Raw genomic sequence first — 13,078 nt, forward strand, 5'->3', positions numbered from 1 at the left:
ACAACGCGGCCAGCGCTCGCTCATGCCATGACCTATTTACCATACCACACTCATCCTTCTCGGCTTCATGACCGCAGCCGCCGTCCATCGCTCTCATCGAGGCTTAGCGCGGATAGAGGGGTGCAAGCGGCTCGTCAGAGGTGCGAGCAGACGCCGACTGAGCCCCCAAGCCATCCTTGACCGCCAGCCACAACGCCTCGCCTTGCCAATCAGCCTGACCATCAGGATCACCGTAAAGGCGACGCTCTAACGCTCTAATCGCCGATCCGCCTCGCTCGGCGCGCTCCGCCAAGGCGCGTAGGCCGCTCGGTGGCGCATCCGGCCAGATCTGGGCAGCCCAAGCGAGCAATGCCGTTGCGGCCGCCTTCGGATCATTGCGCTCGCAGGCACTCTGCACGGCAACGCGCGAGTGTCGTGCCTGATTCGACGCACTGCTGCGCGCCCCGCCCTGCACCGCCGACGCTGGCGTCGCCGGCCGAGACAGCCAGCGCCCATTCAGCCAGCGCCCGTGCAGCCAACGCCGATGCCGCCAGAGCAAGCCGACGCCGAGTGCAATCAGCGCAATGAACAGCAGCCCCCAGAGCCTTTTGAGCATCCAGAAACCAGTGTCCGTATCGACACCCGATCCAGCATCCGACTCAGCACCCGCACCATCGCCCTCGCCGGCCCCAGCAGCCCCCATGTCAGCCTGACCCGAGCCCTCAGCAGACTGTGCTTGTGCGTCAGCCTGTGCCTCGTCCACTCCAGTGCCCCCGCCGACCTCTTCCGCCCCCTCAAGCACTTCAGCATCGGCAACCGAGCCGGTCACGGTCAACGCCAGCGCTGGCACTGTGGCAGTGCGTTCTTCGCCCGTCTCGGTCTGCCACCAGGGCACCTCGATGCGCGGCAACTCGATCTCTCCCGCGCGCGTCGGGATCAGCGTCCACTGCTGGCGGCTGAGGCCGATCAGGGTCTCGCCGTCACTGCGTGTCTCGGTCTGGGTCTGGCCCGGATAGACCCGCAAGCCGTCCGGCGTCGGGATCTCGATCTCTGGGATCTGATTCCCGGCCAACCCCTTGGCAATCACGGTCAGGGTCCGGGTCGCCGGCTCGCCGAGCACGAGTTGCGGCGTCTTGCCATCCTCGGCGCCCTGCCAGGCGTCTTGGATCTCGAGTGCCGTCGCGGGCAGCCAGTGCTCACCGCTGAAGTCTTTGGCGCGGGCCGCGACCTCGAGCACCAGCGCGCCGCTCTGCGCGCGCGCCGGCTCGCCGCGTTCGAAGAGCGAGCCGCTGGGCCCAAACCGCAGGCCACCAGGCATGCGCTCGAACAGCGGATCAGCGAACAGGTTCGGCAGACCGTCTCTCGCGAGCGACCCCGGCGATCGTCGCGCGCGCTCGGTCTCGAGTTCGGCCTCGAAGATGATCGGCGGGAGACGCAGTGTCCCGCTGCGCTCCGGGCTCAAGCTGTAGCGGCGCTCGATGACCCGATACTGCTGACCCTCGCGCGTGACCAAGTGGCCTCGATCGCGACCGATCTGCGTCAGCACGGCGTCCTCGAGCGTTGGCATCTCGATCGCGTAATCGAGCAGCGGCCGCGCGCTGTAAGCACGCACCACCAGCGGCACCTGCTGCTGGACCACGAGGCTATCCGACGGGGACTCACCCGGCGAGGGCTGTTCTGCCCACCCGCCATTAGCGCCCAACTCGACCTCGAGCCAGACCTCATCGCCGGGCGCGCCCAACCCACCCTCGGGCACCGCATCGACCTGCACGCTCAGCGGCTCGGTGGCCACCGAGCCGACCTGGATCGAGGGAATCTCCAACTGGCCTACCCGTTTCGGCAGCAGCGTGATCCGCCAACTGAGCCTGTCCGAGCGCCGACCATTGACGATCTGGGTCTGCTGGGACGTATTGATGCCCGCGACCTCGAAATCCTCGTCCAAGGGGGCGAGATCGGGGCCCTCGCCCGACACGCGTCCCATGACGCCACCAGCAGCGCCGCCAGCGACCTCGATCGTCAACAGCACCCGCTCGCCTTCGTAGACCTGGGTCTGGTCGAGCGAAGCACGCACCTCGGCGGCCAGGCTCGATCCCGGCAGCAGCACCAGCAGAGCGAGACACACGAACAGGCACCCGCCACGTCTCGCGAGGGACGCTAGTGGCGCGAGTACCGCTATGGGCGCGACAGCGGCAACGGTGCGCTCATGTCGAGAGACGAAAGCAAAGGTCATCGCATTCACCAAGACGTCTCGTTAGCAGGCTGATCAGCGCCATTCCCGCGCATCTGATACTGATAGAGGAATTTGCGGCGCAACAGCTCGGCCGGATCATCGGGGATGCGCCGCAGCCATTGATCAGCCGTTTGCCGTGCCTCGCGCTCGCGCGGCGCTGGCTCCGTGGAAGCCGCCTCGGCCATGGTCTGCTGAGTGCGCTCATCCATGGCCTTATCCTGCTGATCACCAAGTCGATCGACATGCTCAGCAGCGTCCGCTTGCGCGGCCTCCTCGCGATAGTCGGCACCTGCTTGCTCGTCACGTTCAGCATCGGCGGGCGAACCAGTCGGCGGCGCGGGGGCATCCTGTGGCGACGCCTGGGCGTCTTGGTCTCCGATCTGAGGCTCGTCACCATCAGCCGGTTTCGGTTGATCGGGCGATCCCGACGTCCCATTCGCCGAGGTCTCGGCCGCGCCTTGATCGAGAGCGTTGGACGGATCGGCGGACTCGGTAGCACCTCGCTGTTGTTGCTCGTCCTCAGCCTCTTGCGCCCCTCCGTTGGCATCCTGCGACTCCCCGTCATCCTGCCGCGACTCGTCGCCCTGATCCTGATCCTGATCCTGATCCTGCGGCGGCGGGGACTGCTGTGCTTGCGAGCGCAGCGCGGCCTCGACCTGCGCCCGGTTATAGCGAGCGTCCTCGAGCCCAGGATCGCGCGCGAGCGCCTCATCATAGGCGGCCAAGGCCGCCTCCAGCTCGCCGCTGCGCGCCAACGCATTGCCGCGATTGTAATGCGCGGTGGCGCTGTCATTCGTGCCGAAACGGGCCGCCGCTTGCGTATAATCGCCGAGCCGATAAGCGGCGCTGCCAGCCCGCTCCGCATGCGTTGCCAGCTCCCGCGCACGTTCGAATTCACCCGCCGCCAACGCCCGCGCCGCCTGTTGCTCCGGGCGCTGCCAGAGATCCGCCCAGCCGAATGCCAGTGCCGGTCGTGGCAACAGCAGCGCGCCGGGCGCGAGCGTGATCAGCAGCAGCGCCAGCCAACCGCGCCGAAAGGCAAGCGCCGCCAAGGGCACCAACAGCAGCGCGATCCAGGGGCCCAGCTCACGCCAGCGCTCGGCGAGCATGGGATCGCGTTCGGCGAGCGCGCGCGGACGGGCGTCGGCATCGATCAGCACACGATCCAGATCGCGATCGCTACTGCTAAGCGAGGCATAGCGACCCGCACCGGCCTCGGCCAGTTGCTCCAGCGCGGCGCGATCGAGGCGCGCGAGCACCGCTCCATCGGCGCTCGTGACGCCTGGTACCGGCGCGCCCTCGGCGGTGCCGACGCCGATCACCCCCAGCGTATGACCAGCCTCGCGCAGCCGTTCGGCCGCCTCAGTCGCCCGCACCCCACCGGCATCATCGGTGAGCAGGATGACCTCGCCGCTCCGGGCACCGGCCTGGCGCAGCAAATCCAGCCCGAGCGCGATCCCGCGATCCGGCCGGCTGCCCTGCACCGGCATGATCTGTGGGCTCAGCGCCTCGAGCATGGCGCGAATGGTCTCGGCATCGTCGGTCAGCGGCGAGACCGCGAAGGCCTCGCCGGCGAAGGCGACGAGTCCGACCTGACCATCGGCGCTGCGACTGAGGATGTCGGCGACCTTATAGCGCGCGCGCTCCAGGCGCGACGGGGTCAGGTCCTCGGCCAGCATCGAGCGCGACAGATCCAGCACCACCACCCGCGCGGCATCGCTGCGAAAGGCCGGCACCGGCGCGCGCTCGAGGGTTGGATTGGCCAGTGCGATCACCGCGAGCAGCCAACCGGTAGCCAGCAACAGCAGCGGCCACCGGCGCGTGGAGGCCTCACCGCCCACCTGCAACACCGCGAGCAACCGCGCATCGATGATCCGCCGCCAGGCCGAGGCCCCGGCATCGGTCCGCCAGACCCACCAGAGCAGCAGCCCGAGCGGAATCAGCGCCAACCACCACAGCGGTTCGATGAAATGGAAATCGCTCATCGCAAAACTCCGTTGTCACTCCTGAACGACCACACCGTGCTGATCGGCCTTGCGCCAAGTGTTCACGCTATTTTCGGATCAGCCACAGCCGCCGCAGCTCAGCGCGCGCATGCTCGGTCAGATCCATGCGGCCCGCCGCGACCAAGGCGCTGAGCAACAGCGCCACTCCCAAGGGCCAGGCGAAGAGTTCACCGACCGGGCGAAAGGTCTGCTGATCCGATTCGACCGGCTCCAGTTCATCGAGCAGCCCGTAGATCTCCTGCAACTCACGCACATCGCGCGCACGAAAAAAGCGCCCGCCAGTCTGCTCGGCGATGGCCGAAAGTGTCGTCTCGTCGATCGGGTTGCGGCCCATGCTCAGGCCGAAGGCGCTGAAGCCGGCGCGCGCATCGGCGCCGAAGCCGATGGTATGGATGCGCACCCCAGCCTCGTCGGCCAGCTCGGCCGCCTTCAGCGGCGCGATGCGGCCAGCGGTATTGGTGCCATCGGTCAACAGCACCAGCACGCGCTCCTCGGTCGGCTGATCGCGCAAGCGCTTGAGCGCGAGCCCGATCGCATCGCCTATCGCGGTCTCGCGACCGGCCAGCCCCACGGCCGCTTCGAACAGCAGCGTGCGCGCGGTCGCGCGATCGAAGGTCAGGGGCGTCTGCACATAGGCCTGCTGGCCGAACAGGATGAGCCCCACACGATCACCCTCGCGGCGCTCGATGAAATCGCCGGCAACGGCCTTGACCGCCGTCAGCCGATCCACCACGCGACCGCCGATCACCATGTCCTCCTCGGTCATCGAGCCCGAGATATCGACCGCCAGCATCAGATCGCGACCAGCCATCGGCAGGGGCACCGGCTCGCCCAGCCATTGCGGGCGCGCGGCGGCCAGCACCAATAGCAGCCAGGCCAGGACTGCGAGCAGTAGCGGCCAGCGTCGAGGCACTGATACGGTCTCAGGCTGCTCGGCACTCAACAGCCGATAGAACGGCACCCGCAAGGCCGTCATGTTCTCCGGCTCGGCGCGCGGTAGCGCGAGCCGCAGCAGCCAAGGCAACGGCAGCGCCAGCAGCACCCAGGGCCAGGCGAACTCGATGTCGACCCCCGGCGTCAAACCCGTTCTCCAGCCAGCCATCCGCCTTGTCTCCGGTCGTCATCCATCCCAACGGGCTCGGCTGAATGCGTCATCGTCCGTTGCCCATGCCTATCCATCAGCGATGCTCCCCATCAGCTATTCCTCCGCAGCCAATCACGCGCGACGGTCAACAGGGCTTGCTCGTCGATCTCGGCGATCGCCGGTGCATAGGCGCCTTCGGCCAACACTCGGCCGGCGCCCCGGGCGAAGCGTCCGTCACCGCCGCTGCGATCGAGAAAGGCGACCCAAGCCTCGCCCGTGAGCGCGGCCACCTCAGCGCGCGGATAGCGGCTCAGGGCCACTCGCTTGAGCAGCGCCGAGACCGCCGCAATCAAGGCCGGCCCCTGCAGCCCGCGAGCCCGAAGACGACCGAGTTCGCCCAGGATGCGCCGCCGCCGGCGCCACTGTCGGTATCGACGCCAACCGAGCCGCCCCAACCAAAACGCCCATGCCATTAGCAGCGCGAAGAGCAGCCACCAGCCCGGTGCCGGCGGCCAAAACCCGGGCTCGGCGGGCAGGTGGATATCACGCAGATCGAGTCGCTCGCCGATGCTCGCGGGCTGGTCCACCCCAGGCGCCGAAGCAAGTACAGGAGATTGGCCTGGTTGCTCTGGCTGCAACGATTGCAACGACCGCCCCGCAGCGGGAACTCGCGCATCATGTTCCGCTGATGCCGACATCAGGCTCCCCCGAGCGGCCGGCGCGCCGCTGCGATCTGATCGCCAGAGACACCTCCACGCCCCTTGCCACCACGGCTTGCGAGCAGCTCGCTCAGACGCTCGACCGGATCATCGGTGGTCAGGCACGGCAGCAGACCGATACCGTTCTCGAGCGTCAGCTCACGCACGCGCTGATGATGCTGTGCCAGCCTCTGGGCATAACGCTCGCGCTCACCGCCTGAGCGGGTATCGAGCACCGCCCGTCGGCGGCCGTCGCTGATCCCATAGCGGCCCGGCGGCGGTGGCGCCAGCTCGAGCGGATCGAGCAACTGGATCGCATTGAGGTCATTGTGCTGAGCCAGACGGCTGAGGTGACGTTTGCTCTCGGCATCGGCGCTGTAGAAATCCGAGAGCAGGAACACGAGGCTGCCAGGCCGCGCGACCCGGCGCAGCCGCATCAGCGCCGCGCTCAGACCGCTGTTGCTGTCTTTATCCACCTGCTTGCTGGTCGTTTGAGCGGTTAACGAACCGGCGCGAGCAGCCGTTCGTTCGGCACTCGGAAACAGGGGTTCGCCACCGAGCGGGTCGCGATCAGCACCTTGCTTGCGGAGAGCCATGTCTGGAGCACCGGCCTGCACCAAGGCGCGGATCAGGCGCATCTGACCCCGGCGCCCGCTAGCTGGCGACAACTCTTGGTGTTGGCTGCCCTGGGCCGCATCAGTGAACAGCAAGGCACCGATCCGATCGCCATGACCGATCGCCGACCAGCCGATCAAGGCTGCCAGGCGCGCCGCCTGGACCGACTTGAACACCCCTTGCGAGGCGAAGAACAGACTCGCGCTGAAGTCGACCAGCACCACCACTGGCCGCTCACGCTCCTCATCGAAGACCTTCACATGCGCATGGCCGCTGCGCGCGGTGATGCGCCAATCCATGTTGCGGATATCGTCGCCGGGCTGATAGTGGCGCGATTCGCGATAGTCCATCCCGCGCCCATGGAAGCGCGAGCGATGCGCGCCGGCCAGAGCCGAGCGCGCGCTCCGGGTGCGCGCCGGGCGCAAGCGCTCGCCGGAGGCACGCAAGGCCACCAGCTCGTCGGCATCGACGCGGTAGAGACGCTCGTCGGCGCTGAGACTCATCACCACTCCACCCCAACCTCAAACCATCGGCACCTGGCGGATCAGCCGCGCGACCAGCGCATCCGGTGTCAGCCCCTCGGTTTCGGCGGCATAGCTGAGCAGGATGCGATGGCGCAGCACCTCGTAGGCGACCGCGTGGCAGTCATCGGGTGTCACATAGTCACCGCCGCGCAGCCAGGCGCGCGCCCGCGCGCAGCGATCCAGCGCGATGGTCGCGCGTGGGCTCGCGCCATAGTCGACCATGCGCGCGAGCCCCTGGTCATAAGGGGCCGGGTCGCGGGTCGCCAGGACCAGCTGCACCAGGTATTCCTCGAGGTTGTCGGCTATGTGCAGGTCCATCACCTCGGCGCGCGCCGCGAAGATCTGCTCGCGAGCGATCACCGGCGGCGGTTCGGCTTGCTGACCCCATTGCCCACGCGCCTCGGCGCGGGCGATCGCGAGGATGCCACGCTCGGTCTTCGGGTCCGGATAGTCGACCCGCGCCTGCATCAGGAACCGATCGAGCTGCGCCTCCGGCAGCGGATAGGTGCCCTCCTGCTCGATCGGATTCTGGGTCGCCATCACCAGGAAGGGCTCCGGCAGCGGATAGGTGCGCCCGCCCACCGTGATCTGGCGCTCGCCCATGGCCTCGAGCAGCGCCGACTGGACCTTGGCCGGCGCCCGGTTGACCTCATCGGCCAGCACCAGGTTATGGAACAACGGCCCACGCTGGAACTGGAACTCGCCGGTCTCGGGCCGATAGACATCAGTGCCGGTGAGATCGCCCGGCAACAGATCCGGGGTGAACTGCACGCGCTGGAAATCGCCCTCGATGCGCCGCGCCAGCTCCTTGATCGCGGTGGTCTTGGCCAACCCCGGCGCGCCCTCGACCAGCAGATGGCCATCGGCGAGCAGCGCGATCAGCAGGCGTTCGATCAGCCCGTCTTGGCCCACGATGCGCTCGCCCAGATCGGCCCGGACCTGCGCAAACGCCTGCTGCGCCGCACTGCCTGCCGCCGATGCCTCATCGCTCATCGCCATCACCTGTTCCTCTGTTGCACAATCGGGTTGAGACCTGTCGCTGAGCAAGGATACGGGTTCAGCCCTTACCAGCAACCGAACCGAAGATTACCAACCGTTAAGGTTCTGCCGCTGCGAACCCCAGACCACACCCATCCCTTCATGTCCAGCCCAATGTCCACTCAAGACCTCTACGACACCGACTTTTACGCGTGGGCCAACCGTCAGGCGGCGCTCCTGCGCTCGGGCCAGCTCGAGCAAGCCGATATCACGCTCATCGCCGAGGAGATCGAAAGCATGGGCAAGAGCGAGTTGCGTGAACTCGAGAACCGTCTCACTGTTCTCTTTTTGCACCTGCTCAAATGGCGCTTTCAGCCCAGCCGGCGCAGTCGCAGTTGGGAACTCACCATCAAGGAGCAGCGTCGGCGCCTACGCCGTCACCTGGCCCACAATCCAAGCTTGCAGCATCGGCTCGAACAAGCGCGCGAGGACGCCTACGGTGATGCCATCCTCGAAGCCGCTAGCGAAACCGGACTCGCGGAAGACGGCTTCCCGGCCCAGTGCCCGTTCACGCCCGAGCAGACCCTGGATGACCAGTGGTGGCCGAGCTAGGCGCGAACGCCCCCTCGGGAATCGCCCCAGCGGTGATACCATCGACGCGCCCGCACCATTTGGAGTTCGACCATGGCACCCGCCGATCCCCGCTGCGACCTCATCTACGCCATCGAGCGCTGGAGCGAAGGCTATTTTGAGATCGGCCCCGGCGGCCATCTGTGCGCCCGCCCCCATCCCGGCTCGCAGACACGCATCGATCTGGTCCAGCTCGCCGACAGGCTGCGCGATGCCGGGCTCTCGTTACCGGTGCTGGTACGCTTCGATGACATCCTGCGCCATCGCGTGCATCGGCTTCAAGGCGCCTTCGCCGCCGCCATCGCCGCGCGCGGCTATCAAGGCCGCTATCGGCCGGTCTACCCGATCAAGGTCAACCAGCAGCGCAGCGTGGTGCGGGCACTGCTCAGCGCCGGCGGGCTTGGACTCGAGGCCGGCAGCAAGCCGGAATTGATGGCCGTGCTCGCGCTGGTGCCACCCGGCCAGCCACTGATCTGCAACGGCTACAAGGATCGCGAATACATCCGCCTGGCGCTGATCGGCCGCCGCCTCGGGCTCGATGTACAGATCGTCATCGAGAAACCCTCGGAGCTGGATCTGGTGCTGGAAGAGGCCGAGCGGCTCGGCGTCGAGCCGGCCATCGGCGTGCGCATCCGCCTCGCCGCCGCGGCCGCCGGCAATTGGCAGAACAGCGGCGGCGACAAGGCCAAGTTCGGCCTCTCGGCGAGCCAATTGCTGGCGCTGGTCGAGCGCCTGCGTGCCGTCGATCGGCTGTCCTGGCTGCGGTTGCTGCACGCGCACCTAGGCTCGCAGATCCCGAGCCTCGATGACATCCGCACCGGCGTCGCCGAGCTGGGCCAATTCTACGCCGCGCTGCATGCACTCGGCGCCGCGCCGCACATCCTCGATCTCGGCGGTGGGCTCGGCGTCGACTACGAGGGCAGCCATACCCGCGCCTACTGCTCGATGAACTATCGCGCCGAGGACTACGCCGAGGCCATCGTCTCGACCATCGGCTCGCTCTGCGCCGAGCATGCACTGCCCGAGCCGGACCTGATCACCGAATCCGGCCGCGCGTTGAGCGCCCATCATGCGGTGCTGATCACCGATGTCGCCGATCGCGAGCGGGCCAGCGATGAGGGTGCGGACATCGGATCGCACCGACAGCTCGACCCTGCCGCATCGCGCCCAATCCCAGGGGCGGACCCGCAGCCTGGCATGCTGCCCGCTCACGAGGTTGCCACTCACCGGATCGAGACGCGGCCTGCCAACAGCACGCCACGCGCGACATCCGAGACCGCCGACGCCCTCGAACTCGAGCGCCTCGAGCGCGCACTGCGCGAGGCCACCGAGGCCCCGGCGCTGGCCGTCCATGAGGCCGCCGCCGCCGCAGTCCAAACGCTGCGCCAGCGTTTCGCCGCCGGCCAGCTCGGCGCGCATGGATTGATCGCCCGCGCGCGCGCCGATGAGCTGTTCATCGCCTGCTGTCGCACCTTGCGCCCGCGCCTCTCGCACGCCAATCGCCGCCAGCGCGCGGTGCTCGAGCAGATCGACGCCCTGCTCGCCGACAAGCTGTTCTGCAACTTCTCGCTGTTCCAATCGCTGCCCGATGTCTGGGCCATCGATCAGATCTTCCCGATCTGCCCGTTGCAGCGGCTCGACGAGGCACCGACCGAGCGCGGCGTGATCCATGATCTGACCTGCGACTCCGACGGCTGCATCGCCCACTATGTCGATCAGGACGGCATCGAGGCGAGCTTGCCGGTGCATGCGTTCGATCCGCAACGCGAGACCTACCTGCTCGGCTTCTTCCTGGTCGGTGCCTATCAGGAGATCCTGGGCGACATGCACAACCTGTTCGGCGACACCGATGCGGTGGCGGTCGAACTCGACGCGGACCAGCCCGAGGGCTGGCGCCTGCTCGAACTCGAGCATGGTGATTCGGCCGATGAACTCTTGGCCACGGTGCATTTCGAGCCGCGTGCGCTGCTCGCCCAGTACCGCCGTCGCCTCGACGGCGCCGCGCTCGAGCGCGAGACGCGCGAGCAGTTCTACTCCGAACTCAAGGCTGGGCTCTATGGCTACACCTATCTCGGGCGGCTGTAGGCAGCGATCCAGGCGGGCGGCAACGAGCGGCCTACCTTGAACGCTCGCCTTCAGCGGCCTGGGGCTCGGGGATTCCCGCGCACGCATGGATGAGGTCACGCCCGCGCGTCTCATCCACCGTCAGCGCGACGACAAAGGCAGCGGCAAAGAACAGCGCACAGAACAGGATCGCACCCTGGAGGCCAACCCAAGCCTGCAGCAGCCCGACACCAACGAGGCCGATGGCCCCAGCCAGCTTGATCGACAGCCCCCAGAAACCGAAGAGTTCGGCGGCGCGCCGCGGCGGTGACAGCAGGCCGACCAGCGTCCGTCCGGCGGATTGACAGGAGCCAAGTGCAAGGCCGGCGACAGCACCGGCGAGCAGGAACAAATGCTGCGCCTGCCAGTCGCTGCCACTCAGACGATTGATCCATACGGTCAACTGCGGGGTCGCCCAGATCAGCACGATGGCGATGATCCAGATCAACAGGGTCGCGAGGTAGGTGCGCTTCGCCCCCCAGCGATCCTGGATCAGCCCGAAACCGAGCGCACCGAGCGCGGCGGTGATCTGGGTGGTGATGAACATCAGGGTGCGCACCGATTCGTCCCAACCGATCACCTGGGCGCCATAGATGAAGGCGTAGGCGATGATCACGTAGAGTCCCGCCATGGCCAGCAATAACGACACCAAAAAGCGCGCGAGGTCACGCAACTCACCGAAGCCGTGCAGCGTCCGCGCGACCCGGCGCAGGCCGATGCCCACATAACGGGTGCCGCTTGGTAGTGGCTGCGGCGTGCCGCGTTCGCGCAACCACAGGAAGGTCGGGATGGCGCAGAGCAGGAAAAAAGCGGCGGCGAACGGACCGACCCAACGTATCCGCGCAAAGTTCTCGGCGCTGACCTCGCCGAGCACAACCACCGCAAAGGCGGTCGCGCAGAGTCCGCCGATGTAGCCGAGCGACCAGCCCAGCCCGGAGACGCGCCCCATCTCTCCCGGCCCGGCGATATCGGGCAGGAAGCCGGCGACGAAGGTCTCGCCCATCGAGTAGGCGTAATTGGAGAGCGCGATGAGCAAGAAACCAAGCACGATGAGGCCCGGCTCGACCCAGTAGAGTGCCGCTGTGGCCACGACGGTGGTGACGTAACTGACGAAGAGAAAGCGTTTCTTGGCCGCCGCATAGTCCATGATCGCCCCGCACGGCGGTGCGGTAACAACCACGGCCAGATAGCTGAGGGCGAGCGCGGTACTCCACAGCAGGTTGCCGAGCCGGTAGTCATCAGCGCTGTCACCAACGATCACGCGGGTGAACAGATCGCCATAAATGACAGTGATAATCAGCAGGGTATAGGCCTGGTTGGCGAAGTCGAACATCGCCCAGCCGAAGACTTCCCGCCCGGAGGCATGACGTGTTGCCCAAATCATTGATGAATATCAGCTAAGTGAACGCTTCTCAAGAGTACCTGATATTCTCCGTGCGCGCCGATCCCGAATCAGAAACGGCAGATAGAACAGGAGGCTGAAAAGCAGCGCAAGGAGCGCCAGTGAGCCTAAGTACCAGGGCCAGGGACCGAGCAGATCCATCAGCGAGACCCAGGGCAATCGCATCAATATATTAGCGGATACTGTTAAACAGTCTAGCCTACATCCCCTATGATTCCCGCCCCTTGTATTTGACGGTTGGGGGATGTCAGCCATGGGCGACCTGAGACGCTGTAGAGGAACTCATCCTCTAAAAATCAGAAGCTTGTCGTGAAAATGGCCATAGGGCAGCCCTATAGCCACAACCTTTCCGAGTCTCAGCCCTTTAAAAACAATCAGTTATTTCTTATACAGCGTCTGAGTGTAGAACGATCGATCATGCATCATTTTGCCGCACTGGAAGACCCGCGCAGTCCGACTCAGCGCCGGCATGTGCTCAGCGAGATGCTGGTCATGGCTATCGCTGCGACGCTTGGCGGCGCTGATGGCTGGGTGGGGGTTGAGACCTTTGCCAAGGCCAAGGAGGCGTGGTTGCGCACCGTTCTGACGCTGCCCCATGGTATCCCGTCACATGATTGCTTCGGGCGCGTGTTTGCGCTGATCGACCCTGAGCAGTTCGCCGCGTGCTTTCGCCAGTGGAGTGCCTCGGTCGCCGAGCGACTGCCCGATGAGATCGTGGCCGTGGATGGCAAGCGCTTGCGCCGCTCGCACGACCGCGGCAAGGGGGTGGCGGCGTTGCATCTGGTCAGCGCGTGGGCAACGGCGAACCGCGTGGTGCTCGGCCAGGTCG

General features: G+C 66.6%; 10 protein-coding genes. 3 read left to right on the forward strand and 7 right to left on the reverse strand.

Annotation, left to right across the window (positions count from 1 at the left end):
* Positions 1–103: 103 nt before the first annotated feature.
* From CCR82_RS16430 to CCR82_RS16455, 6 genes are all read right to left on the reverse strand, one after another.
* Positions 104–2,101 (reverse strand): BatD family protein, encoded by a 1,998-nt coding sequence (locus CCR82_RS16430; RefSeq protein WP_201246894.1) that lies wholly within the window; start codon positions 2,099–2,101, stop codon positions 104–106.
* Positions 2,102–2,214: 113 nt separating this feature from the next.
* A complete protein-coding gene (locus CCR82_RS16435; protein ID WP_201246895.1) occupies positions 2,215–4,194 on the reverse strand; it encodes a VWA domain-containing protein in 1,980 nt (659 codons plus the stop codon).
* A 67-nt stretch (positions 4,195–4,261) separates the two neighbouring features.
* Complete coding sequence (locus CCR82_RS16440; protein WP_201246896.1) at positions 4,262–5,317, reverse strand: vWA domain-containing protein; 1,056 nt, start codon at positions 5,315–5,317, stop codon at positions 4,262–4,264.
* Between the two features lie 92 nt (positions 5,318–5,409).
* Positions 5,410–5,886 carry a DUF4381 family protein gene (locus CCR82_RS16445; RefSeq protein ID WP_201246897.1) on the reverse strand — a complete coding sequence of 159 codons (477 nt, stop codon included), beginning with the start codon at positions 5,884–5,886 and terminating at the stop codon, positions 5,410–5,412.
* 110 nt (positions 5,887–5,996) lie between these two features.
* Positions 5,997–7,115 (reverse strand): DUF58 domain-containing protein, encoded by a 1,119-nt coding sequence (locus CCR82_RS16450; RefSeq protein ID WP_201246898.1) that lies wholly within the window; start codon positions 7,113–7,115, stop codon positions 5,997–5,999.
* Between the two features lie 18 nt (positions 7,116–7,133).
* Positions 7,134–8,129, reverse strand: a complete 996-nt coding sequence (locus tag CCR82_RS16455) for an AAA family ATPase (RefSeq protein WP_242513552.1) — start codon at positions 8,127–8,129, stop codon at positions 7,134–7,136.
* Between the two features lie 159 nt (positions 8,130–8,288).
* On the opposite strand from CCR82_RS16455, the gene CCR82_RS16460 reads away from it, so the two are divergent.
* Together CCR82_RS16460 and speA are read left to right on the forward strand one after the other, a co-directional pair.
* Positions 8,289–8,726: a DUF29 domain-containing protein gene (locus CCR82_RS16460; RefSeq protein ID WP_201246900.1), complete on the forward strand. Its 438-nt coding sequence runs from the start codon at positions 8,289–8,291 to the stop codon at positions 8,724–8,726.
* Between the two features lie 72 nt (positions 8,727–8,798).
* Positions 8,799–10,829, forward strand: a complete 2,031-nt coding sequence (speA, locus tag CCR82_RS16465; RefSeq protein WP_201246901.1) for a biosynthetic arginine decarboxylase — start codon at positions 8,799–8,801, stop codon at positions 10,827–10,829.
* Positions 10,830–10,860: 31 nt separating this feature from the next.
* Here speA and CCR82_RS16470 read toward each other — a convergent pair whose 3' ends face one another.
* Positions 10,861–12,231 carry an MFS transporter gene (locus CCR82_RS16470; protein WP_242513553.1) on the reverse strand — a complete coding sequence of 457 codons (1,371 nt, stop codon included), beginning with the start codon at positions 12,229–12,231 and terminating at the stop codon, positions 10,861–10,863.
* Between the two features lie 333 nt (positions 12,232–12,564).
* On the opposite strand from CCR82_RS16470, the gene CCR82_RS16475 reads away from it, so the two are divergent.
* The coding region (locus CCR82_RS16475; RefSeq protein WP_242513556.1) for an ISAs1 family transposase at positions 12,565–13,078 on the forward strand (514 nt) is incomplete at its 3' end.

The sequence above is a fragment of the Halochromatium salexigens genome, assembly GCF_016653295.1.
GTDB lineage: Bacteria > Pseudomonadota > Gammaproteobacteria > Chromatiales > Chromatiaceae > Lamprobacter > Lamprobacter salexigens.